Here is a 22,540-nt window from a genome sequence, read left to right as displayed (position 1 = left end):
CTGCGAAGCAGGCGCAAAACCGGTGCATGGGATTTGCCTGGAAACGTGTAGAGGGCCGCTTCGCGCCCCAGCGGGAGCAAGCTCCCTCGCCACAAGGGATTCTGGCAATAAAAAAGCCCCTGAATTCAGGGGCTTTTCAATCAATGCGGTTGATACACCGTGAGCATCTGCCCAGGCTTCAACGCCTTGCCCGCACCCGGGTTCCAGCGCTTGAGGTGTTGCATCTCGACGTTGAACCGCTTGGCCACCACATACAGAGTGTCGCCGCGCTTGACCTTGTATTGGGTCTGCTGCTTGCTCTCGGCCTTGCCTTTGGTCTTGCTGTTGGCCGCGATCACGGTGTTGACCCGGCCGGACTTGCGCGTCGGCGTACGCTGGGTGTTGTCCTGCATGACCAGGGTCTGGCCGACCTTGAGGTTCTTGCCGGTCAGCTTGTTCCAGCGTTGCAGGTCTTTCACTTCAACCTTGTTGGCCTTGGCGATGGAACCCAGGTTATCGCCACGCTTGACCCGATAAGCGCGCTTGAGCTGGGCAACCTCGGACGGATCGGCACCTTCGAACACCGGCTTCAGCGAGCGCGGGCTGATCAGCTCGTCCGGACGCATGGTCTGCAGGCTGGCGGTGAGCAATTGCGCCTTCGACGTCGGCACCAGCAAATGCTGCGGGCCGTCGATGGTGGTGCGCTGCTTGAACGCCGGGTTGAGCTGGAACAGTTCGTCTTCGTCGATGTTGGCCACGGCAGCGACCTTGGACAGGTCCATGCGCTGGTTGATTTCGACGACCTGGAAATAGGGTTCGTTGGCGATCGGGTTGAGGTTCACGCCATAGGCTTCCGGCGCCAGCACCACTTGCGACAGCGCCAGCAGTTTCGGCACGTACGCCTGGGTTTCCGCCGGCAACGGCAGGTTCCAGTAGTCGGTCGGCAGGCCGAGCTTCTCGTTGCGCTCGATGGCGCGGCTGACAGTGCCTTCACCGGCGTTGTAGGCCGCCAGGGCCAGCAGCCAGTCGCCGTTGAACATATCGTGCAGGCGGGTCAGGTAATCCATTGCCGCGGTGGTCGAGGCGGTGATATCGCGACGGCCATCGTAGAAGCGGGTCTGGCGCAGGTTGAAGTAACGCCCGGTGGACGGAATGAACTGCCACAGGCCCACCGCATTGGCCCGGGAATAGGCCATCGGGTTGTAGGCGCTCTCGATCACTGGCAGCAAGGCCAGCTCCAGCGGCATGTTGCGCTCTTCGAGGCGTTCGACGATGTAATGAATATAGAGACTGCCGCGTTCGCCGGCATTCTCGAGGAAAGAGGGGTTACTGGCGAACCACAGGCGCTGCTGCTCGATGCGCGGGTTCACGCCAAGGCCTTCCTGCAACTGGAAGCCCTGGCGCATGCGTTCCCAGATGTCCTGGGGAATCTGTGGGCTGGGCTTTTCAGTCAGCCAGATCGGCTTCTGCTTGGCTCGCGCAGCAATGTTCGGCGTATGCGTCGCTTCAGTCTGCGGAGCATGGCTGGAACAGCCCGCCAGCGTGGCGGACACAGCCACCGCGATGGCTTGCGCCAGGCGGGTCAATGCATCTGATTGGGCGGACTTACGTATGGATGACGACATTGGCTGGAAGTAAGTTCCGGGCAAAAATGTCGGGCGATTCTAGAAAGCGCACCCCCTGCGGTCAACCATTGAGAATTTTCGCGGTAGCCGGTGCGCTCCTCAGAACGTGTCTTTCCATGCTCGCAATGCCGCAAATACCTCACTCGGCGCCCGGTTTTGAGCGCCTTCCCGTTCGTCCACTTTTTGTGTAACCAATGTTTCAGAAGTGCGTAAAAACGGATTCGTGAGCTTTTCCAGGGCCAGGGTCGAGGGCAGGGTCATGACGCCGTTTTGTCGTTGCTGGCTGACTTTTTCCAGACGGGCGGCAATGTGCCGATTGCCCGGTTCCACCGCCGCAGCAAACTTCAGGTTGCTCAAGGTGTATTCATGGGTGCAGTAAACCAGCGTATCTTCAGGCAAGGCGGCGAGGCGGTCGAGCGAGTGGTGCATTTGCGCAGGCGTACCCTCGAACAACCGACCGCAACCGGCGGCGAACAGGGTGTCACCGCAGAACAGCAGGCCGTGGTGGTAATAGGCAATGTGTCCCAGGGTGTGACCGGGTACCGCGTACACGGCGAAGTCCCAGCCGAGCACATTGACCGTATCGTTGTCGTTGAGCGCCACGTCGCGCCCGGGTATGCGCTCGCTGGCCGGCCCGTAGACGGTCGCGCCGCTGGCCGCTTTCAGTCGTTCGACGCCGCCGACGTGATCATGATGATGGTGGGTGATCAGGATATCGCTCAACGTCCAGCCCGGATGGGCCTCGAGCCATGCCTGCACCGGGGCGGCATCGCCCGGATCGACCACTGCGCAGCGCTGGGTCTGATGATCCTGTAACAACCAGATGTAGTTATCGGTGAACGCGGGCAGGGCACTGATCTGTATCATCGTCGGAATTCGCCAAGCGGAAAACATTGGCGCATCTTAGAGGTTCCTGGCGCGTTGGAGAATGACATGACCGATAAAGCGTTCGCTCAGGCCGATCCCGACTGGCTGGCATTGATCAGCGCCGCCCGTGAATGGCTGGCGGGTCCGCTCGGGCAATTTCTGCTGGATGAAGAGCGGCGCATGCTCGACGACGAGCTGGGCAGGTTCTTTGGCGGCTATCTTGTGCATTACGGCCCGTCCGCCGAAACCCCGCCGGCCGCGCCGCAGGTGCAGCGCAACGTACGCCTGGGTGCGCCGTTGCCGGGGGTCGAGATTGTCTGCGAGGAGCAGGCCTGGCCGTTGAGCGAACACGCCGCCGACGTGGTGGTGATGCAGCATGGCCTGGATTTCTGCCTGTCGCCCCATGGTTTACTGCGTGAAGCGGCGAGCAGCGTACGGCCCGGCGGGCATTTGCTGATCATCGGCATCAATCCGTGGAGCACCTGGGGGCTGCGTCATGTCTTCGCCCACGACGCCCTGCGCAAGGCGCGCTGCATCTCGCCGTCACGGGTTGCCGACTGGTTGAATCTGCTGGGCTTCGCGCTGGAGAAACGCCGCTTCGGATGCTATCGTCCGCCGCTCGCGTCGCCCAAGTGGCAGAACCGTCTGGCCGGCTGGGAACGCAAGGCCGGTGGCTGGCAGTTGTCGGGCGGCGGTTTCTATTTATTGGTCGCGCGCAAGATTGTGGTCGGACTCAGGCCATTGCGCCAGGAGCGCCGCGAGCCGATGGGCAAGCTGATTCCGCTGCCGATGGCCAAGGTCAATCGTCGCCACATCGAACCGTAAACCTTCTTTTATTTGTGGCCGGGCTTGTCCCGGCCTCGGTCATTGTCGATCCGTGATTGGCAAGACAGGCATTTTTCTGGAAAGGCTGGCATGAGCGAAAGCGTTGAAAGCGTCGACACCGTAGAACTGTTCACCGACGGCGCCTGCAAGGGCAATCCCGGCCCCGGCGGCTGGGGCGCTTTGCTGGTGTGCAAGGGCGTCGAGAAGGAATTGTGGGGCGGCGAAGCCAACACCACCAACAACCGCATGGAACTGCTCGGCGCCATCCGTGGCCTCGAAGCCTTGAAGCGGCCGTGCGAAGTGCTGCTGGTGACCGACTCGCAATACGTGATGAAGGGCATCAACGAGTGGATGGCGAACTGGAAAAAGCGCGGCTGGAAAACCGCCGCAAAAGAGCCAGTGAAGAACGCCGATCTGTGGAAAGAGCTGGACGAGCAGGTCAACCGCCACAAAGTCACCTGGAAATGGGTACGCGGGCACATTGGCCATCACGGCAATGAGCGGGCCGACCAGTTGGCCAACCGTGGCGTGGATGAGGTTCGCGGGTACAAGCAGAGCTGAGTTTTTCTGAAAAAACAGTGGCGCGCCCATTCGCGAGCAGGCTCGCTCCCACAGGGAAATGCATTCCAGATCCGATTCTGCTTCTTCCTTGAATTGGAATTCATTCCAATGTGGGAGCGAGCCTGCTCGCGAAGGGCGCGCCTCGGTCTGACTGAAACACCCCGCCGAGCGTGTTAACATCCGCGTTTTTGCCCGATAGACCCGTTGAGAGCTGAGCACCTGATGGCCACCAGATCCGTTGTACTCGATACCGAAACCACCGGCATGCCGGTGACCGATGGTCACCGGATCATTGAAATCGGTTGCGTCGAACTGATCGGTCGGCGCCTGACGGGCCGGCATTTTCACGTTTACCTGCAACCGGATCGCGAGAGTGACGAAGGCGCCATCGGCGTTCACGGCATCACCAACGAATTTCTCGTCGGCAAGCCGCGGTTTGCTGAAGTCGCGGATGAATTCTTCGAGTTCATCAAAGGCGCGCAGTTGATCATTCATAACGCGGCGTTCGACGTTGGCTTCATCAACAACGAATTCGCCTTGATGGGTCAGCACGACCGCGCTGACATCACCCAGCATTGCACCATCCTCGACACCTTGATGATGGCCCGGGAACGCCACCCGGGGCAGCGCAACAGCCTCGATGCGTTGTGCAAACGCTATGGCGTCGATAACTCCGGTCGGGAACTGCACGGCGCCTTGCTCGACTCGGAGATTCTTGCCGATGTCTACCTGACCATGACCGGCGGCCAGACCAGCCTGTCACTGGCCGGCAACGCCTCCGACGGCAATGGCACGGGTGAGGGCGCAGACAACTCGGCCACGGAAATCCGTCGCCTGCCGACTGATCGCCAGCCCGCGCGAATCATTCGTGCCACCGAGGAAGAACTGGCCGCACATCTGGCGCGGCTGGAGATCATCGCCAAGTCTGCCGGCGGGCCGGCGCTGTGGACGCAGATTGCCGAGGCTGACGCTCAGGCGTAACACGTCGCTGTGGCGAGGGAGCTTGCTCCCCCTCGACGTCCCCTGTGGCGAGAGAGCTCGCTCCCGCTCGGCTGCGAAGCAGTCGCAAACACGCTGAATCCGGTTCGTCTGAAAGTAAGCAAAGGGCTGCTCCGCATCCCGGCGCAAGCAAGCTCCCTCGCCACGAAAGCTGAGCGATACTTGCCAGCGCGCCGCGGTTTCCATCGATGAAGCCAACTGGCCACCCTCGCCACATCCGCTGCAACCCTCTACCCTGAGTGCACGGGTCGGGTGCAAACCTGCCGCTTCAGGATATTGAGCTTCATGTACACAGATTTGAAATTTACGCTGGCGATCATCCATCGCGACATCAAGGTCGACACTGTCGGCTGCGTCAAGGAATGAGGACTTTTCCCAGTATGCAACCGGTCATGAATCCGAAATACCCTGGGTTGTCGGTGCGTGTAGCCGACGAAGGCTTTGCGCCGTATATCTGGGGCAGTGACTTCAGTTTCGAGGTCGCGGCGTATGGCGCGGCGCAGATCGGCAAGCCGGTCGAGCAGTGGCCAGTGACGCCCATCGTGCCGTACCGCAAATGCTACGGGATCGACCCTGAGGAATTCAGCGCCTTTCACAACGCGCCCGACAGTGCGATTTTCATGGCCTGGCTGGACGATGAGCCGGTCGGGCACCTGGTGATCAGCACCAACTGGAACGGCTTTGCGCACATCGACGAACTGGCGGTTCACGCCCCGGCGCGGCGTCACGGCGTGGCCAAGGCGTTGCTGGATGTCGCGCAGTTCTGGAGCCGCAAGAAGAAGCTCCCAGGCATCATGCTCGAAACCCAGAACAACAACCTCGGCGCCTGTCGGTTGTACGAGCGGTGCGGTTACGTGATGGGTGGCATCGACCAGTTGCGCTATCGCGGCATCGATCCGCACACCGCCGAAGTGGCCTTGTTCTGGTATCGCCTGTTCGACAATCCGCTGGAAAACCCGCTCAGCCCGACAGCATCGCCTCGGCTTGTTCCGTGACGATGCCCAGCAGCGTCTGAATCGCTGCCGACGGCACGGCGTGCTTGAAGGTCAGGGCGTATAGGCTGATCGGCACGGCGGGCGACAACGGGCAGACGTCCAGCCCGCCGGCGCGCGCGCCTAACGCGGTGAACGGGTCGACGATGGCCAGCCCTTCGCCAGCCTCGACCATGCTGCGCATCATTTGGTGGGTTTGCACGCGGATCTGGACGCTGGGTGCCGGGCGCAAGGCCTGGAGCTTGTGTTCCAGCGCCGGGCTCAACGGATCCTGACCTTCGAGGCCGACCATGGACTGTCCGGCCAGATCCTGCACAGAGACATATTTCTGCTTCGGCTGCAGCCAGCCGTGCGGCGCGAGCAATTGCAGCTTGCCCTGCGCCAGGGGTTGGCAGTCGATATCGGGATGCTCGGGGTCGTGCAGGCTCAGGCCCAGATCGCTTTCGCGCAACAACAGGCTGCGAACAATGTCGCGGGTCGGCGCACTGAGCAGGCTGCAAGGTGCGTCGGGCAGACGTCGGCGCAGGGCGGCGAGGCTTTGTGGCAAGAGTTGTTGGGTCAGCGGCGGGGTGCCGATGATGCGCAAGGGCGGGGCGAGGTACTGCTTCAGGCTGTTGGCCAGACGCTGCACCGGTTCCAGCGCTTCATAAATGTGCGCGATCTCCACCTGCAAGGCCCGGGCTTCCGGGGTCGATTGCAGGCGCCCGCGAACGCTGGCGAACAGCATGAACCCCAACTGGCTCTCGGCTTCGCGCAAGCGCTCTTCGATTTCGGTCACTGGCAATTGCAGCCATTCGGCGGCGGTGCCCAGATGACCGGTCTGCAAGAGCGCATGAATCACTTCGATATGGCGTAAACGCATGCGTGAAGTCCATGTTCAGCAGGTGGGGTCAGAGGCTGAATCCTACCCCAAGTCTGCATTCAAGACTTCTGCTCATAACCGTCGGTTATTGAGCGGCGATCGGCTCAGGTTCGCGGATCAGGGTGATACCTGACTGAACCAGGATAAACTCGCTCTCGCTGACTTTGTTGACACGGTCACCAATAGCCAGTCTGTAAATGGGCTCCGAGCCAGTGGAACCGTCTGCAGACGGATTCGATTCCTGGAATTCATGCACGGAATAAACGCGGCCTTCCGCATCTCTTGCATGAAACTGACCGACGAGTACTGCTGCCATCTGCTTAGAACCTCTGGAGATAAAACGCTTGATTTGCGGCTTGGTAGACCGCTGTCAAGCTTGGTAAGTTTTCCTGCCGGAAAAAAATATTTCACGCGCAGGAAAATCCAATGACTGCTGGTGGAATCGTCACCGGATCATCTATAACTACCGGCTCCTCCCACGGACCTTCGAGAGTCTTCCATGAGCAATGTCTACAACGTCGCTGTAGTGGTCGGTAGCCTGCGCAAAGCATCGATCAATCGCAAAGTCGCCCTGGCCCTGGCGGAACTGGCCCCGGCCAATCTCAAACTGGAGATTGTCGAAATCGGTGATCTGCCGCTGTACAACGAAGACATCGACGGCGATTCCCCGCCCGCAGCCTACAGCACTTTCCGTCAGAAAGTGGCGTCATCCGACGCGGTGCTCTTTGTTACCCCCGAGTACAACCGCTCGATCCCGGCGCCATTGAAGAACGCCATCGACGTCGGTTCCCGCCCATATGGCAAGAGCGCCTGGAGCGGCAAGCCCGGCGCGGTGATCAGCGTCTCGCCAGGCGCCATCGGTGGTTTCGGCGCCAACCAGCACCTGCGCCAGACGTTCGTCTTTCTCGATATTCACTGCCTGCAACAGCCGGAAGCCTATCTGGGCGGGGCCGGCACTGCGTTTGACGAGGCGGGCCAGCTGAGCGAATCGGTCAAGCCGTTTCTGCAGAAATTCATCGACGCGTACGGCCTGTTCGTCGAGCAACACAAAAAATAGGCCAGCCTGAGAAACCTTGTGGCGAGGGAGCTTGCTCCCGCTGGGTCGCGAAGCGGGCCCCTCTGCATTCTTACTGGCACACCGTGTGCGATGGACTTGCGACTGCTGCGCAGCCGAGCGGGAGCAAGCTCCCTCGCCACAGGTATCCTGAACGCTCTAAAAACTACATTTGAACAAGGCTTCTGCGAATGCTCGCTGCGTCACTGATTTTCCTGCTGACCATTACCCTTGTGATCTGGCAGCCCAAAGGCCTTGGCGTCGGCTGGAGTGCGACCCTGGGCGCTGTGCTGGCATTGATCTTTGGCGTCGTCCACCTGACGGATATCCCGCTGGTCTGGCAAATCATCTGGAACGCCACCGGCACGTTCGTGGCGCTGATCATCATCAGCCTGCTGCTCGACGAGGCCGGGTTTTTCGCGTGGGCGGCGCTGCATGTAGCACGGTGGGGGCGGGGCAGCGGGCGTAAGCTGTTTGCCTTCATGGTGCTGCTGGGTGCACTGGTGTCGGCATTGTTCGCCAATGACGGCGCGGCGCTGATCCTCACGCCCATCGTGATTTCGATGCTGCTGGCGCTGCGCTTTTCCCCGGCGGCGACGCTGGCCTTTGTCATGGGCGCCGGGTTTATTGCCGACACCGCGAGCCTGCCGTTGGTGGTGTCGAACCTGGTCAACATCGTTTCGGCGGACTTCTTTCACATTGGTTTCAATCGCTATGCCGCGGTAATGGTGCCGGTGAACTTTGTCAGCGTGGCGGCGACGTTGGGCATGTTGTTGTGGTTTTTTCGCCGCGATATTCCAGCGGCCTACGACCCTGAGCAGCTGGAAAACCCGCACACCGCGATTCACGACAAGGCGACGTTCTATGCCGGTTGGGCGGTATTGGCAATCCTGCTGATCGGCTGCTTCGCCCTCGAACCGCTGGGCATTCCGATCAGCGCCATTTCCGCGGTGTGCGCCGCGCTGCTGTTGGGCATCGCCGCACGGGGTCACAAGATCTCCACGCGCAAAGTGATGAAAGAAGCGCCCTGGCAGATCGTGATTTTCTCGTTGGGCATGTATCTGGTGGTCTACGGCCTGCGCAATGCCGGGCTCACCGGTTATCTCGCCGGATGGCTGGATGTCTTCGCCAGCCACGGCGTGTGGGGCGCGGCCATGGGCACCGGCGTGCTGACGGCGCTGCTGTCGTCGATCATGAACAATTTGCCGACGGTGCTGATCGGCTTGCTGTCGATCGATGCCAGCCAGGCCAGCGGGGTGATCAAGGAAGCGATGATTTACGCCAACGTGATCGGCAGCGATCTGGGGCCGAAGATTACGCCGATTGGCAGTCTGGCAACGTTGTTGTGGCTGCACGTGCTGGAACGCAAGGGCATCCATATTGGTTGGGGTTATTACTTCAAGGTCGGGATCGTGTTGACGGTGCCGGTGTTGTTGGTGACCTTGGCGGCGCTGGCGCTGCGGCTTTCGCTGTAGACCGAGGTGACTCCATCGCGAGCAGGCTCACTCCTACAATTGAAATACGATCCCCTGTAGGAGTGAGCCTGCTCGCGATGGCGGTGGTCCAGGCATCACAAATCTCAGGGTTGACCAGGCACATTCGGCCAAAGATCCGACACCAGAAACAACCGCTCTGCCTCTTCCCAGTCGCCCTGCGCATTTTCGCTCAGGCGCACCAGCAATTGCGCCGGAGCCAGCGGCGACAAGTCCGCCAGCCACAGACGCAACTGTTCCGCTGTCCAGACCTGATCAGCCGGATAATGCGCTGGCGCCAGCCAGGCATGACGCGGCAGCGGTTGCCAGCGCCCGGCCGGACGTTGCGCGACAAACGCCGGCCAATCCTTCTGATGCAACCAGTTGCCACGCAGATGCTGCGGGTGTGCGCCCTGCGGGGGCGCAGACTGTCCCGGCCATGGATACAACAGATAACCGCCGAGCCACAAATGCGCGCTGAACGTCTCGATATCCAGCGTCGCCAGCACTTCGCGGCTTTCCGGGCGCGCCGAAATCGGCAGTTGGTGCGCGGCCAGATGCGCCAGTTTGCGATCCAGCCGGTCATGGCAGCCCGGCCCCAGCCATTGCGCCGGATCATGGCCGTCGCCGTTTTGCGGGCCGAGGTAGAGCTTGATCGCCAGTTCCAGATGATGCACGCCGTCGCGGTCACGCAGCAGCATGTCCAGCTCGCCGAGGGTGTGGCCGGCGCGCCGAATTGGCAGGTTGGCGGCGATCAGCTCGATGCCGGGCGCATGCTCCACCGCAAACTGCCACAAGCGTTCGTAATACAGGCCCAGACGCCTTGTCCGGGCCTGCGACAACCAGTGCAGCAAGCCGTAACTGTCACGGTCGAGTTGGCGCAGCCAGTGTTCCAGGCGTGGCGGGTCTTGCACCCAATCACTTCCGGCCAGTGGGTGGCGCTGCGGCCAGGGCGTAGCGGCGAGCATCGGCGGGGCGAGGATCACCCACGCCAGGTCGCGCACCTCCGGATGGCGCAGTTGATGAGGGAGCTGAAGCAAATCGGGAAACAGGATCATCTTGCGAGCATAGCCTTAAACCTGAGCACACCCTTGAGGCTGAAAGGATTTTGTCTATCTGGCGCTTTCGCCCATAATCGTGCTTTTCGCGTTTTCGATTGTCCGCAGAGGTCCCATGGAGCAATTTCGTAATATCGGCATCATCGGTCGCCTGGGCAGTTCCCAAGTGCTGGATACCGTCCGCCGACTGAAACGGTTTCTGCTCGACCGGCATCTGCACGTGATTCTCGAAGACACCATTGCTGAAGTCCTGCCGGGCCATGGCCTGCAAACGTCGTCACGCAAGATGCTCGGCGAGGTCTGCGACATGGTCATCGTTGTCGGCGGTGACGGCAGCCTGCTTGGCGCCGCCCGCGCCCTGGCCAAGCATAATATTCCGGTGCTGGGGATCAACCGTGGCAGCCTCGGTTTTCTCACCGACATTCGCCCGGATGAACTGGAAGTCGAAGTCGCCAAGGTGCTCGACGGCCATTATCTGGTGGAAAACCGCTTCCTGCTGCAAGCCGAAGTCCGCCGCCACGCCGAGGCCATCGGCCAGGGCGATGCGCTGAACGATGTCGTGCTGCATCCCGGCAAATCGACGCGGATGATCGAATTCGAGCTGTATATCGACGGTCAGTTCGTCTGCAGCCAGAAGGCCGACGGCCTGATCGTCGCCACGCCCACCGGGTCCACCGCTTACGCGCTGTCGGCGGGTGGCCCGATCATGCACCCCAAGCTCGACGCCATTGTGATTGTGCCGATGTACCCCCATATGTTGTCGAGCAGGCCGATTGTGGTCGATGGCAACAGTGAGCTGAAAATCGTCGTGTCGAAAAACATGCAGATTTACCCGCAAGTCTCCTGCGACGGGCAGAACCATTTCACCTGCGCGCCGGGCGACACCATCACCGTCAGTAAAAAAGCGCAGAAATTGCGGCTGATCCATCCACTCGACCACAACTATTATGAAGTCTGCCGTACCAAGCTCGGCTGGGGCAGCAAGTTGGGGGGCGGAGGCGACTGATGCTCGATCCCGCGCGCAGTTACGACCTGATCGGTGACGTGCACGGATGCGCCCTGACCCTGGAGCACTTGCTTGACCGTCTCGGTTATCACAAGCAGGGCGGGGTCTGGCGGCATCCATCGCGCATGGCCGTGTTCGTCGGCGACATCATCGACCGTGGCCCGCGAATCCGCGAGGCGCTGCACATCGTTCATGACATGGTCCAGGCCGGTCAGGCCTTGTGCATCATGGGCAACCACGAATTCAACGCCCTGGGCTGGAGCACCCCGGCGCCACCGGGCAGTGGCAAGCAATTCGTTCGTGAACACACGCCGCGCCATGCCCGCCTGCTGCACGAAACGCTGAGCCAATTCGAAGACCATCCGGGTGACTGGCATGACTTTCAACAATGGTTCTATGAGCTGCCATTGTTCATCGATGCCGGACGTTTCCGGGTCGTGCACGCGTGCTGGGATGCCGGTCTGATCGAGCCGTTGCGCGCGTTGTTTCCCGACGGCTGCGTCGATGAACATTTCCTGCAGGCCTCGGCGGTTCCCGGCAGCTTCGCCTGCACCGTGTTCGATCGTTTGCTGCGCGGCACGGACATGCGCCTGCCGGGCGGCCTGACCATGACCAGTGGCGACGGTCTGGTGCGTGCGTTCTTCCGCACCAAGTTCTGGGAAGACGACCCGAAAACCTACGGTGACATCGTCTTCCAGCCCGATGCCCTGCCGGAACCGGTGGCGCAGACGCCGCTGTCCTCAACGGAAAAGAATGCCCTGCTGCGTTATGGCGTCGACGAGCCATTGCTGTTCGTCGGCCACTACTGGCGCAGCGGTCAACCGGCGCCGATCCGTCCGAACCTCGCCTGCCTGGATTACAGCGCGGTGCTCTACGGCAAACTGGTCGCTTATCGTCTGGATCAGGAAACCCGCCTTGATCCAGATAAATTTGTCTGGGTCGATGTCGAGCGGCCGGAGGTGCTGCAATGAGTGCGGTAGCGGTATTGCGCCTGCCCCTGGCGGTGGACCTGAGCGGCTTCGTCAAACTCCTGCAACGCATGCAAGTCCCGCATCGGGTCAGCGAGGAGGCGGGCGAGCAGGTGCTGTGGGCGCCGGCTGAAATCAGCGAAGATGTGCGTTCGCTGTACGAACGCTTCCCGGCCGGCGATCCCGATCAGCAACTGGACATTCCGCTGGGCCAGACCCTCAAGCGTCCGGGCTTCGCCGAACAACTGAAACACGCCCGGGCCACCGGTTTCATTCTGCTGTTGAGCCTGATTGTCGGCGGTCTGACCTTTCTCGGCGAGAACCTCGAAACGCTGCGCTGGTTGACCTTCCTCGATTTTCGCGTGATCGGTGAGTACATCCAGTTCACCCCATTGGCTGACAGTCTGGCGGCGGGGCAGTGGTGGCGGCTGATCACGCCGATGCTGATCCATTTCGGCATCCTCCACCTGGCCATGAACGGCATGTGGTACTGGGAACTGGGGCGGCGCATCGAATCGCGCCAGGGCAGCATCAATTTGATCGGCCTGACGTTGCTGTTCAGCCTGGTGTCCAACTATGCGCAGTTCGTCTGGAGCGGCCCGACCCTGTTTGGCGGTCTGTCCGGCGTGCTCTACGGCTTGCTCGGGCATTGCTGGATTTTCCAGCTGCTGGCGCCGAACCCGGCCTATCGCCTGCCGCGCGGCGTGCTGGTGATGATGCTGGTGTGGCTGCTGGTGTGCATGTCCGGGCTGATCTCGCTGATCGGTTTCGGCCAGATTGCCAACGCCGCACACTTGAGCGGGTTACTCATCGGATGCTTCACCGGTTTGTTGGGCGGTTTGTATAACCGCCGTAAACTGGTCGTCTAAATTTTTTGTTTCAGTAAAGAGCACGGAGACCCCTGATGTCCTCTTTCAACGACATGATCAACAACATCACCCCGGACATCTACGAAAGCCTGAAACTGGCCGTGGAAATCGGCAAATGGTCCGACGGCAACAAACTCACCGCCGAGCAGCGCGAGCTGTCGTTGCAGGCGATGATTGCCTGGGAAATCCAGAACCTGCCTGAAGATCAGCGCACCGGTTACATGGGTCCGCAAGAGTGTGCGTCGAAGTCGATCGAAGTGCCGAACATTCTGTTCAAGTCGGATGCCATCCATTGATCGAGATTGGCCGCGGTGCAATCAGCAAAATGTCGGCGCGCCTGGACGGGTCGAACGTGCAGTACGCGTTTCGTCTGGACGACGTCGAGGTGCCGGTCAATCCGTTGATCGGCAGCACGCTGCGTCTGGAATATCTGGGGGCAATCCATTGCACCCATTGCGGGCGCAAGACCAAAACCAGCTTCAGTCAGGGCTATTGCTACCCTTGCATGACCAAACTGGCGCAGTGCGACCTGTGCATCATGAGCCCGGAGCGCTGCCACTTTGACGCCGGCACCTGTCGCGATCCGGCGTGGGGCGAGCAGTTCTGCATGACCGATCACGTGGTTTACCTGGCCAACTCGTCGGGGATCAAGGTTGGCATCACCCGTGCAACGCAGTTGCCGACGCGCTGGCTCGATCAAGGGGCGAGTCAGGCCTTGCCGATCATGCGCGTGTCCACGCGGCAGCAATCGGGTTTTGTAGAAGACCTGTTCCGCAGTCAGGTGGCGGACAAGACCAACTGGCGCGCCTTGCTCAAGGGCGATGCAGCGGCGGTGGATCTGGCGCAGGTGCGCGATCAGTTGTTCGAAAGCTGCGCCGAAGGCCTTCAAGGTTTACAGGAGCGATTCGGCCTACAGGCGATTCAGACGATTGCCGATGTCGAACCGCTGGAAATCCGCTATCCCGTCGAGCAATACCCGGCGAAAATCGTCAGCTTCAACCTGGACAAGAACCCGATTGCCGAAGGCACGCTGCTGGGGATCAAGGGCCAGTACCTGATCTTTGACACCGGCGTGATCAACATTCGTAAATACACGGCTTACCAGCTCGCCGTGCATCAATAAGGACTCCAGCATGCGCACCGACCAACCGAAGATGATTTACCTCAAGGACTATCAGGCGCCCGAGTACCTGATCGACGAAACGCACCTGACCTTCGAGTTGTTCGAGGACCACAGCCTGGTCCACGCGCAACTGGTGATGCGCCGCAACCCCGAGCGCGGCGCGGGCCTGCCGCCGCTGGTGCTCGACGGCCAGCAACTGGAGCTGCTCTCGGTAACGCTCGCAGACCAGGAGCTGAGCGCCGCTGACTACCAGGTGTCCGACAGCCACCTGACTTTGCAGCCGACCAGCGAAACCTTCACGCTTGACACCAGCGTGCGCATCCACCCGGAAACCAACACCGCGCTGGAGGGCCTGTACAAATCCGGCACGATGTTCTGCACCCAGTGCGAGGCCGAAGGTTTCCGCAAGATCACCTATTACCTCGACCGTCCGGACGTGATGAGCAAGTTCACCACCACGGTGGTCGCCGAACAGCACAGCTACCCGGTGCTGCTCTCCAACGGCAACCCGATCGCTTCCGGCCCCGGTGAAGACGGCCGGCACTGGGCGACCTGGGAAGACCCGTTCAAGAAACCGGCGTACCTGTTCGCGCTGGTCGCCGGTGATTTGTGGTGTGTCGAAGACACCTTCACCACCATGAGTCAGCGCAACGTCGCGCTGCGTATTTACGTCGAGCCGGAAAACATCGACAAGTGCCAGCACGCGATGAACAGCCTGAAGAAATCCATGCGCTGGGACGAAGAGGTTTATGGTCGCGAGTACGATCTGGACATTTTCATGATCGTGGCCGTGAACGATTTCAACATGGGCGCAATGGAGAACAAGGGCCTCAACATCTTTAACTCCAGCGCCGTGCTGGCCCGCGCCGAAACCGCCACCGACGCCGCGCACCAGCGGGTCGAAGCAATCGTCGCTCACGAATATTTCCACAACTGGTCGGGCAACCGCGTGACCTGCCGCGACTGGTTCCAGCTGTCGCTCAAGGAAGGCTTCACGGTGTTCCGCGACGCCGGTTTCTCCTCGGACATGAACTCGGCCACGGTCAAGCGCATTCAGGATGTCGCGTACCTGCGCACCCACCAGTTCGCCGAAGATGCCGGCCCCATGGCCCACGCCGTGCGCCCGGACAGCTTCATCGAGATTTCCAACTTCTACACCCTGACCGTGTACGAAAAAGGTTCGGAAGTAGTCGGCATGATCCACACCTTGCTGGGCGCCGAAGGCTTCCGCAAAGGCAGCGATCTGTACTTTGAACGCCACGACGGCCAGGCCGTTACCTGCGATGACTTCGTCAAGGCCATGGAAGATGCCAACGGTGTCGACCTGACCCAGTTCAAGCGCTGGTACAGCCAGGCCGGTACGCCACGTCTGGCGGTGAGCGAGTCCTATGACGCCGCTGCCAAGACTTATAGCCTGACCTTCCGCCAGAGCTGCCCGGCAACCCCGGACAAAGTCGAGAAGCTGCCGTTTGTGATTCCAGTGGAGCTGGGTCTGCTCGATAGCCAGGGCAACGAGATGGCCCTGCGTCTGAGCGGTGAAGCCGCCGCCCAGGGCACCACTCGGGTTATCTCGGTGACCGAAGCAGAACAGACCTTCACCTTCGTCGATATCAACGAGCAACCGCTGCCATCGCTGCTGCGCGGGTTCTCGGCGCCGGTGAAACTGAGCTTCCCGTACAACCGCGATCAGTTGATGTTCCTGATGCAGCACGACAGCGATGGCTTCAACCGCTGGGACGCCGGCCAGCAACTGGCGGTGCAGGTGCTACAAGAGCTGATCGGCCAACAGCAGAAGGGCGAGACCCTGACGCTCGACCCGCGTCTGGTCTCGGCGCTGCGCACGGTGCTGTCCGACGAGTCGCTGGATCAGGCGATGGTCGCAGAAATGCTCTCTCTGCCGGGTGAGGCGTATCTCACCGAAATCAGCGAAGTGGCCGACGTCGAGGCGATCCATATCGCTCGCGAATTCGCCCGCAAGCAATTGGCTGAAGGTCTGTTCGAGGCGTTGTGGCTGCGTTATCAGGCCAACCGCGACCTGTCGAAGAAAACCCCATACGTGGCCGAGGCCGAGCACTTCGCCCGTCGTGCGTTGCAGAACATCACCCTGTCGTACCTGATGCTCAGCGGCAAGCCGGAAGTCCTTGCGGCTGCGCTGGAACAGTTCGAAAACGCCGACAACATGACCGAGCGCCTGACTGCGCTGGCGGTGCTGGTCAACTCGCCGTTCGAAGAACAGAAAGCTTTGGCGCTGGCGAGTTTCGCCGAGCACTTCAAGGACAACCCGCTGGTCATGGACCAGTGGTTCAGCGTGCAGGCCGGTAGCACCTTGCCGGGCGGTCTGGAGCGGGTGAAGGCGTTGATGCAGCACCCGGCGTTCAACATCAAGAACCCGAACAAGGTGCGTGCACTGATCGGCGCGTTTGCCGGGCAGAACCTGATCAACTTCCATGCGGCGGACGGCTCTGGCTATCGCTTCCTGGCGGATCTGGTGATCGAGCTGAACGGCTTCAACCCGCAGATCGCCTCGCGCCAACTGGCCCCGCTGACCCGCTGGCGCAAATACGACAGCGCGCGTCAGGCGCTGATGAAGGGTGAGCTGGAGCGGATTCTGGCATCGGGTCAGCTGTCGAGCGACGTCTATGAAGTAGTGAGCAAAAGCCTGGCGTAACGCCTAGGCCAATCTGTGGGCTGGTGGTATTCAGATTCGCGACAGCCCATAAATCCTATGGTGGGAGCGGTGTACTCGGAATCGCGACAACACGCAAAACCTATTGTGGGAGCGAGCTTGCTCGCGAATGCGGTGTGTCATCCAACGAATTCGTTGCCTGACACACCCTCTTCGTGAGCGAGCCCACTCCCAGTTTTTAGCGGTGTACTCAGAATCGTGTTAACACACCGATCCAATGTGGGAGTGAGCCTGCTCGCGATGGCGTTGTATCAGTCATATTTCAGTGTCTGACACACCGCGATCGCGAGCAGGCTCACTCCTACAGAGGTTGCGTTTCGTCAGTTATCTCAGGTCAAACCGATCCAGATTCATCACCTTCGTCCATGCCTTGACGAAATCGTTGACGAACTGCTGCTTGGCATCCGCACTGGCGTACACCTCGGCCAATGCACGCAACTGTGCATTGGAGCCGAACACCAGATCCACTCGCGTCGCCGTCCATTTCGCGGCACCGGTCTTGCGGTCGCGCCCTTCGAACTCATCGGCATCCCGTGACGTCGGCGTCCACTCCACACCCATGTCCAGCAGATTCGTGAAGAAGTCATTGGTCAGCGCTTCGGTGTTATCGGTGAACACGCCATGCCGCGTTTGTCCGACATTGCTGTTTAACACTCGTAAACCGCCCAGTAGCACGGTCATTTCAGGTGCGGTGAGGGTGAGCAGTTGTGCCTTGTCGATCAGCAACGTTTCGGCCGCAACAGTATATTTGCCCTTGCTGTAGTTACGGAAGCCATCGGCAGTCGGCTCAAGAAACCCAAACGATTCGACATCGGTTTGCTCTTGCGAGGCGTCGGCGCGGCCCGGTGAAAACGGCACCGAAATCGAATGCCCGGCGTTTCTCGCGGCTTGCTCGACCCCGGCATTGCCCGCCAGAACGATCAGGTCTGCCAGGGAAATTCGCTTGCCGCCGGTTGCCGTGCCGTTGAAGTCTTTTTGAATGCCTTCAAGTGTCGTCAGTACCTTGTCCAGTTGCTCCGGCTGGTTGGCCTGCCAGAACTTCTGCGGCGCCAGACGCAAACGTCCGCCATTGGCGCCGCCGCGTTTGTCCGAACCACGAAAGGTCGAAGCGGCCGCCCAGGCGGTCGACACCAGTTGTGATACCGACAGTCCTGACGCCAGCACAGTGTTTTTCAGGGCAGTGGCATCACTGTCATCGATCAGCGCGTGCGTTATCTGGGGAATCGGGTCTTGCCAGAGCAATTCCTCTTGCGGCAATTCCGGACCGAGGTAGCGCGACAGCGGGCCCATGTCGCGATGGATCAGTTTGTACCATGCGCGAGCGAAGGCGTCGGCCAACTGTTCTGGATGGGCCAGAAAGCGCCGGGAAATCTGTTCGTAAGCGGGATCGAAACGCAGCGCCAGGTCAGACGTGAGCATGGTCGGCGACAGGCGTTTGTTCGGGTCGTGAGCATGGGGCACGGTGCCTGCGCCGGCGCCGTTTTTCGGTTGCCACTGGTGCGCGCCGGCCGGGCTCTTGGTCAGTTCCCATTCGAAGCCGAACAGGTTTTCCAGATAGTTGTTGCTCCATTGGGTGGGGGTGGTGGTCCAGGTGACTTCCAGACCACTGGTGATGGTATCGGCGCCTTTACCGCTGCCAAAGGCGTTTTTCCAGCCCAGGCCTTGCTGTTCCAGACCGGCCGCTTCCGGCTCGGGACCGACGTTGTCGGCAGGCCCTGCGCCGTGGGTCTTGCCAAAGGCGTGGCCGCCAGCAATCAGCGCCACGGTTTCTTCGTCATTCATGGCCATGCGGCCGAAGGTCTCGCGAATGTCTTTGGCCGAGGCCACCGGATCCGGATTGCCTTCAGGGCCTTCCGGGTTCACATAGATCAGGCCCATCTGCACCGCGGCAAGGGGATTTTCCAGGTTGCGTTCGCCCTGATCGGTGCGGCTTTCTTCCTTGCCATGTAAATCCGGCTCAGCTACCAGCGTGCCGTCGCCGGGTTCCTGCACCGGGCCGTTGCTCTTGCCGTAACGGTTATCGCCGCCCAGCCATTCGGTTTCCGAACCCCAGTAGACGTCTTCGTCCGGCTCCCAGACATCGGCGCGGCCGCCGGAAAACCCAAAGGTCTTGAAGCCCATGGACTCCAGCGCAACGTTACCGGTCAGCACAATCAGGTCGGCCCAGGAAATATTGCGCCCGTACTTCTGTTTGACCGGCCACAGCAGACGCCGGGCCTTGTCGAGGCTGACGTTGTCCGGCCAGCTGTTGAGCGGAGCAAACCGTTGCTGACCGGAACCGGCGCCACCGCGTCCATCGGCGGTGCGATAAGTCCCGGCGCTGTGCCAGGCCATGCGCACGAACAGCGGGCCGTAATGGCCGAAGTCCGCTGGCCACCAGTCCTGGGAGTCGGTCACTAGCGCTTTGATGTCTTGTTTCAGGGCCTGGAAGTCCAGGCTTTTGAACGCTTTGGCGTAGTCGAATTCCGGGCCTAGCGGATCTGACTTGGACGAATGTTGACTGAGGATTCTCAGGTTGAGTTGGTTCGGCCACCAGTCACGGTTCGTTGTACCTCCACCGGCAGCGTGGTTGAACGGGCATTTCGATTCGTTTGCCATGTTCGTGTCCCTATCAGGTCTGCGGCCGGCTCGTGCCGACTTCGGACTGGTAAGGCTAGACGCGAGTTGGGGAGTCGGCTAATAGCGCGACTATTGCATGGTGATAGACGCAGACTTTCAGAGGTGACGGGGTAGCGAGTTAAAAATGGGACGTTATTTCAAATACGTCTAAAAAACTGTCATTCCTGACAGTTGAGCGTGTGCTGAGAAGCACTTAGTTTAGTCACCACTGCGGCAACTTGGGCCGTGCCTTTCTTCAAATCAATGCAGCTGAACGCTGGCGCTAATATCCTTCAGGAGTAACAAAATGTCACGACCAGACAGTTCAATCGGAACTTTTGACGCAGAGGTTGATGGCGTCCCATTTCTTCGTAGTATTTATCGCAGACTCCATAACGCCGGTGAGAATTATCTGTTGACTGCGGAGGACGGAGAAGGAAATGCAGTGAATTTCAGTGTTCCTGCGAAGCTGGTAGAAGGTATAAAACACATAATCTACCCCTATACAGGCGCGCTTGAGTGGCACGTCCAATTCAAAAACGAACCCGGAAGTCATCTGGTTAAATCCGGCTCTGCAGGCATTACTTTTGATTACGACTACAGACGTGCAGTAGGGGAGATCAGTTTCAATCTCAAAGATGAGAGGAAAGTGACCGGGACCTTTAATCTGCAAAATCCCGGTCCAGCGTAACAGTACGTTCGGGCTCCCGGTTGTTTAACAACCGGGAAGCGCTTTGCTGAATGGGGGGTAGCGTCAACTTGACTGTGCAGTGTCGTCTTCAGGCACTTCGTCAAGTATATCCTCCTGCCCCGGCAGTTCAGTAATCACACTGAAGTCCGTCACCTCGACCGCGCCATTGCCATACCCCAACAAATGAAAGGAAAACGCCTTGCGCGGCTGCGGGTTCTCAAAGCTGAAGTCCATCTCCAGCGGCTGATCCGCCGTGGCGACCATTTCCGCCGGCAGGCCTAGTTGCACGTCCTGTTCGAACTCCTTGGCCTTGAGCTGGATATACGCCGCCTGCTGCGGGTCGACCGAGCGAATCGTCACGCGTACGCGAGTGTGTGAGCCTTTGGGCATTTCCAGGTATTGCGCGCCGATGAGATTGTCGGCCCAGTCATCCTTGATCTGTGCTTGCAGCGGGATAACGTTGTTGCTGCCGAACTGGTAGCGATGGTTGAGCGACGTGCGCAGCAAGGAGAGGTCCAGCGCATTGGCGCGCGCGGCGATCTGCCTGGCCAGGTGACCGCTATAGATGCCTTTGTAGGTGGCGCTGTCGGCGATGAACCCGGCGCTTTCGTAATAGCGGCAGCGGCGCGGCAGGTCGCATTCGGAGAAGATCCCCTGGCCGTTGTGGTAACGCAGCTTGCCGTTGGTGAACGACATTATTTCGCGCCCGGACTCGTAATCACGGAACAGCGAACGACCGCTCAGCGCACTCGGCACCGGCAGGTCGAAGTAGTCGAGAATCGAGGTGCTCAGATCGACATGGCCATAAACGCCGACGTTCAGGCGCGGCAGTTGCGCCTGTTCCGGTGCCAGGGTCAGGTTGAAACCCCACGACGAGGCCAGCCGGACCCCATCGATGCCGTGGGATTCGTCCGAGGTGATCACCACCAGGGTGTCCTTGAGAATGCCCTGACGCTCCAGCCCCAAGAGGAACTGGTCCAGCGCGTCGTCGAGATAACCGACAGCGGCCTGCTTCGGCGTTTCATAGCGCTCAAGATAATCCTCCGGTGCGGAGTAGGGCTGGTGGGTGCCCACGGTCAGCAGCGTCAGCATCCAAGGCTGCTGGTGCTTTTTCAGTTGCCCGACGTAATCCAGCGCGCCCTCGAAAAAGGCCTTGTCGTCCTTGCCCCACGGGAATTCCAGATAATTGCTGTTGCTGAACCATTCCAGGCCATGGGTCGCATCGAAACCAATGTGCGGCATGATCTTGTCTTTGGCCATGAAGCGCAGGCCGGCGCCCTGCAAGTAGTGCGTACTGAAACCGTGTTCGCGCAGTTGCGCCGGCAGGCAGGCCTGATTGCGCTCGGTCAGGGTGAGCATTTCCACGCCCTTGGGCGTGCCGTTGTTGAGCTTGTCGTAATCACCGCAGAGCATGGCGTACAGGCCGCGAATGGTCTGATGGGTGTGCAGCACGTAATCCGGGGTATTCATGCCGCGCTCGGCCCAGCGGCTGAGGTTGGGCATCAGGTCTTCCTGATAATGGCTGCCGATCGCCTCGCGGTTGGCGCGAATGTAGGCGCCGGGAATGCCTTCCAGGGCGATGATCAGCACGTTGCGCGCCTGACCCGGCGCGGCCAGCAGTTTCTGCCCGTTGAGATCGACATCGGTTAGGCCGGCCATGGCCGGCGCCGGTTCTTCGACGTCGCCGTCCAGCCATTCCTCGGCCTGAATCTGCCAATCGGCGACTTCGCTGGCAAGCAACTGATGCGGCAGGTTGTACAGGCGCCAGGCATCGCCGTCGTCAGGCCACAGGTTTTGTGCGCCCCAATGGGCGGCGAACAAGACGATTGGCGCAGCCCAGACAGAACGCGGCAAACCCGGACGAGCCAGGCCGCGCCCGACAAATTGAGTCAGCAGCCAGAAAATCAGTGCCACCAACAAAGCGATGGCCAGGGCAGGGTGCGCAAGTCCGCCGCCCGTGGAGTTTTCAACGAACTGCGGGTCGATCAGATAATGAATATCGGAAGGCGTCGGCAGGCGGCCGACAGCGCTGACCAGTTCCGCCGTGGCGATCGCCAGCAGCGCCCAGAACAACAGCACCGGCAAGGCCAGCCACCACGCGCGACGATGCAGCGCTACGACCAGCAAACTGCCAACGGCCAGATCTGACAAATAGCCCAGCGGCGTCGACCAGCCCAGCGCCGTGCGCAGGCACACCGGCACGATCAGCACCAGGACGATGAGGGAAAGAAGGCGGACATTCGGCCGCCGCAGCCGGTTAAAAAGAGCGCTCACAAAAAAGCCTGCATGTCATGAAAGGGTCAAG

The 22,540-nt window shown here is 60.4% G+C and carries 20 protein-coding genes; 13 read left to right on the top strand and 7 right to left on the bottom strand.

Features of this window, described 5'->3' with window-relative positions; genetic code table 11:
* Positions 1-140 precede the first annotated feature (140 nt).
* On the bottom strand, positions 141-1,604 hold the full coding sequence (locus HU743_RS13450) for a transglycosylase SLT domain-containing protein (protein ID WP_186649095.1): 1,464 nt from the start codon (positions 1,602-1,604) through the stop codon (positions 141-143).
* A gap of 99 nt (positions 1,605-1,703) precedes the next feature.
* Positions 1,704-2,471 carry a hydroxyacylglutathione hydrolase gene (gloB, locus tag HU743_RS13445; RefSeq protein ID WP_186649093.1) on the bottom strand — a complete coding sequence of 256 codons (768 nt, stop codon included), beginning with the start codon at positions 2,469-2,471 and terminating at the stop codon, positions 1,704-1,706.
* 66 nt (positions 2,472-2,537) lie between these two features.
* Here gloB and HU743_RS13440 point away from each other — a divergent pair, with 66 nt between their 5' ends.
* From HU743_RS13440 to HU743_RS13425, 4 genes are all read left to right on the top strand, one after another.
* On the top strand, positions 2,538-3,296 hold the full coding sequence (locus HU743_RS13440) for a methyltransferase domain-containing protein (protein ID WP_186548029.1): 759 nt from the start codon (positions 2,538-2,540) through the stop codon (positions 3,294-3,296).
* A gap of 90 nt (positions 3,297-3,386) precedes the next feature.
* Complete coding sequence (gene rnhA / locus HU743_RS13435; protein ID WP_007910572.1) at positions 3,387-3,857, top strand: ribonuclease HI; 471 nt, start codon at positions 3,387-3,389, stop codon at positions 3,855-3,857.
* Between the two features lie 222 nt (positions 3,858-4,079).
* Positions 4,080-4,838 (top strand): DNA polymerase III subunit epsilon, encoded by a 759-nt coding sequence (dnaQ, locus tag HU743_RS13430; protein WP_186621466.1) that lies wholly within the window; start codon positions 4,080-4,082, stop codon positions 4,836-4,838.
* A 398-nt stretch (positions 4,839-5,236) separates the two neighbouring features.
* Positions 5,237-5,851 carry a GNAT family N-acetyltransferase gene (locus tag HU743_RS13425; RefSeq protein ID WP_186548025.1) on the top strand — a complete coding sequence of 205 codons (615 nt, stop codon included), beginning with the start codon at positions 5,237-5,239 and terminating at the stop codon, positions 5,849-5,851.
* Here HU743_RS13425 and HU743_RS13420 read toward each other — a convergent pair.
* Together HU743_RS13420 and HU743_RS13415 are read right to left on the bottom strand one after the other, a co-directional pair.
* A complete protein-coding gene (locus tag HU743_RS13420) occupies positions 5,817-6,710 on the bottom strand; it encodes a LysR family transcriptional regulator (RefSeq protein WP_186649091.1) in 894 nt (297 codons plus the stop codon). The genes HU743_RS13425 and HU743_RS13420 overlap by 35 nt on opposite strands.
* An 85-nt stretch (positions 6,711-6,795) precedes the next feature.
* A complete protein-coding gene (locus HU743_RS13415) occupies positions 6,796-7,026 on the bottom strand; it encodes a hypothetical protein (RefSeq protein WP_186621464.1) in 231 nt (76 codons plus the stop codon).
* 183 nt (positions 7,027-7,209) lie between these two features.
* Between HU743_RS13415 and HU743_RS13410 the strand changes: the two genes are divergently transcribed.
* Positions 7,210-7,767 carry an NAD(P)H-dependent oxidoreductase gene (locus HU743_RS13410; RefSeq protein WP_186649089.1) on the top strand — a complete coding sequence of 186 codons (558 nt, stop codon included), beginning with the start codon at positions 7,210-7,212 and terminating at the stop codon, positions 7,765-7,767.
* Between the two features lie 188 nt (positions 7,768-7,955).
* The gene (locus HU743_RS13405) at positions 7,956-9,239 is read left to right on the top strand and encodes an arsenic transporter (RefSeq protein WP_186621462.1); all 1,284 of its coding nucleotides are present in this window, start codon (positions 7,956-7,958) and stop codon (positions 9,237-9,239) included.
* A 104-nt stretch (positions 9,240-9,343) separates the two neighbouring features.
* Here HU743_RS13405 and HU743_RS13400 read toward each other — a convergent pair whose 3' ends face one another.
* Entirely contained in the window at positions 9,344-10,294 is a 951-nt protein-coding gene (locus tag HU743_RS13400) for a DUF1853 family protein (RefSeq protein ID WP_186649087.1), read from the bottom strand.
* A gap of 115 nt (positions 10,295-10,409) precedes the next feature.
* Between HU743_RS13400 and HU743_RS13395 the strand changes: the two genes are divergently transcribed.
* Genes HU743_RS13395 through pepN form a run of 6 tightly spaced genes read left to right on the top strand, consistent with a single transcriptional unit; the run spans position 10,410 to position 16,928 of the window.
* A complete protein-coding gene (locus HU743_RS13395) occupies positions 10,410-11,300 on the top strand; it encodes an NAD(+) kinase (RefSeq protein ID WP_003224174.1) in 891 nt (296 codons plus the stop codon).
* Positions 11,300-12,271: a metallophosphoesterase gene (locus HU743_RS13390; RefSeq protein ID WP_186621457.1), complete on the top strand. Its 972-nt coding sequence runs from the start codon at positions 11,300-11,302 to the stop codon at positions 12,269-12,271. The genes HU743_RS13395 and HU743_RS13390 overlap by 1 nt, the downstream gene beginning before the upstream one ends.
* Entirely contained in the window at positions 12,268-13,137 is an 870-nt protein-coding gene (locus tag HU743_RS13385; protein ID WP_186649086.1) for a rhomboid family intramembrane serine protease, read from the top strand. The genes HU743_RS13390 and HU743_RS13385 overlap by 4 nt, the downstream gene beginning before the upstream one ends.
* 35 nt (positions 13,138-13,172) lie before the next feature.
* On the top strand, positions 13,173-13,433 hold the full coding sequence (locus HU743_RS13380; RefSeq protein ID WP_016774215.1) for a DUF1315 family protein: 261 nt from the start codon (positions 13,173-13,175) through the stop codon (positions 13,431-13,433).
* Positions 13,430-14,260 (top strand): DUF2797 domain-containing protein, encoded by an 831-nt coding sequence (locus tag HU743_RS13375; RefSeq protein ID WP_186649082.1) that lies wholly within the window; start codon positions 13,430-13,432, stop codon positions 14,258-14,260. Before HU743_RS13380 ends, HU743_RS13375 begins: the two co-directional genes overlap by 4 nt.
* A gap of 10 nt (positions 14,261-14,270) precedes the next feature.
* Entirely contained in the window at positions 14,271-16,928 is a 2,658-nt protein-coding gene (gene pepN / locus HU743_RS13370) for an aminopeptidase N (protein WP_186649080.1), read from the top strand.
* Positions 16,929-17,270: 342 nt separating this feature from the next.
* On the opposite strand, the gene katG is transcribed toward pepN, so the two are convergent.
* The gene (katG, locus tag HU743_RS13365) at positions 17,271-19,544 is read right to left on the bottom strand and encodes a catalase/peroxidase HPI (RefSeq protein WP_186649079.1); all 2,274 of its coding nucleotides are present in this window, start codon (positions 19,542-19,544) and stop codon (positions 17,271-17,273) included.
* A gap of 307 nt (positions 19,545-19,851) precedes the next feature.
* Between katG and HU743_RS13360 the strand changes: the two genes are divergently transcribed.
* A complete protein-coding gene (locus HU743_RS13360; protein ID WP_186548001.1) occupies positions 19,852-20,235 on the top strand; it encodes a hypothetical protein in 384 nt (127 codons plus the stop codon).
* Between the two features lie 63 nt (positions 20,236-20,298).
* Here HU743_RS13360 and HU743_RS13355 read toward each other — a convergent pair whose 3' ends face one another.
* A complete protein-coding gene (locus HU743_RS13355) occupies positions 20,299-22,509 on the bottom strand; it encodes a sulfatase-like hydrolase/transferase (RefSeq protein WP_186649077.1) in 2,211 nt (736 codons plus the stop codon).
* Between the last annotated feature and the right edge of the window lie 31 nt (positions 22,510-22,540).

The sequence above is a fragment of the Pseudomonas sp. SWRI99 genome, assembly GCF_014270125.1.
In the GTDB taxonomy this organism is placed as follows: domain Bacteria; phylum Pseudomonadota; class Gammaproteobacteria; order Pseudomonadales; family Pseudomonadaceae; genus Aquipseudomonas; species Aquipseudomonas hamedanensis.
This window is presented reverse-complemented; position numbering and strand designations above follow the sequence as displayed.

Excerpts from the sequence above, each read along its gene's own strand:
- dnaQ (WP_186621466.1), top strand. The coding sequence starts at position 4,080 with ATGGCCACCAGATCCGTTGTACTCGATACCGAAACCACCGGCATGCCG.
- HU743_RS13400 (WP_186649087.1), bottom strand. The coding sequence starts at position 10,294 with ATGATCCTGTTTCCCGATTTGCTTCAGCTCCCTCATCAACTGCGCCAT.
- HU743_RS13415 (WP_186621464.1), bottom strand. The coding sequence starts at position 7,026 with ATGGCAGCAGTACTCGTCGGTCAGTTTCATGCAAGAGATGCGGAAGGC.
- rnhA (WP_007910572.1), top strand. The coding sequence starts at position 3,387 with ATGAGCGAAAGCGTTGAAAGCGTCGACACCGTAGAACTGTTCACCGAC.
- HU743_RS13395 (WP_003224174.1), top strand. The coding sequence starts at position 10,410 with ATGGAGCAATTTCGTAATATCGGCATCATCGGTCGCCTGGGCAGTTCC.
- HU743_RS13450 (WP_186649095.1), bottom strand. The coding sequence starts at position 1,604 with ATGTCGTCATCCATACGTAAGTCCGCCCAATCAGATGCATTGACCCGC.
- HU743_RS13420 (WP_186649091.1), bottom strand. The coding sequence starts at position 6,710 with ATGCGTTTACGCCATATCGAAGTGATTCATGCGCTCTTGCAGACCGGT.
- HU743_RS13440 (WP_186548029.1), top strand. The coding sequence starts at position 2,538 with ATGACCGATAAAGCGTTCGCTCAGGCCGATCCCGACTGGCTGGCATTG.
- HU743_RS13405 (WP_186621462.1), top strand. The coding sequence starts at position 7,956 with ATGCTCGCTGCGTCACTGATTTTCCTGCTGACCATTACCCTTGTGATC.
- HU743_RS13410 (WP_186649089.1), top strand. The coding sequence starts at position 7,210 with ATGAGCAATGTCTACAACGTCGCTGTAGTGGTCGGTAGCCTGCGCAAA.
- HU743_RS13385 (WP_186649086.1), top strand. The coding sequence starts at position 12,268 with ATGAGTGCGGTAGCGGTATTGCGCCTGCCCCTGGCGGTGGACCTGAGC.
- HU743_RS13425 (WP_186548025.1), top strand. The coding sequence starts at position 5,237 with ATGCAACCGGTCATGAATCCGAAATACCCTGGGTTGTCGGTGCGTGTA.
- HU743_RS13390 (WP_186621457.1), top strand. The coding sequence starts at position 11,300 with ATGCTCGATCCCGCGCGCAGTTACGACCTGATCGGTGACGTGCACGGA.
- HU743_RS13360 (WP_186548001.1), top strand. The coding sequence starts at position 19,852 with ATGTCACGACCAGACAGTTCAATCGGAACTTTTGACGCAGAGGTTGAT.
- katG (WP_186649079.1), bottom strand. The coding sequence starts at position 19,544 with ATGGCAAACGAATCGAAATGCCCGTTCAACCACGCTGCCGGTGGAGGT.
- pepN (WP_186649080.1), top strand. The coding sequence starts at position 14,271 with ATGCGCACCGACCAACCGAAGATGATTTACCTCAAGGACTATCAGGCG.
- gloB (WP_186649093.1), bottom strand. The coding sequence starts at position 2,471 with ATGATACAGATCAGTGCCCTGCCCGCGTTCACCGATAACTACATCTGG.
- HU743_RS13380 (WP_016774215.1), top strand. The coding sequence starts at position 13,173 with ATGTCCTCTTTCAACGACATGATCAACAACATCACCCCGGACATCTAC.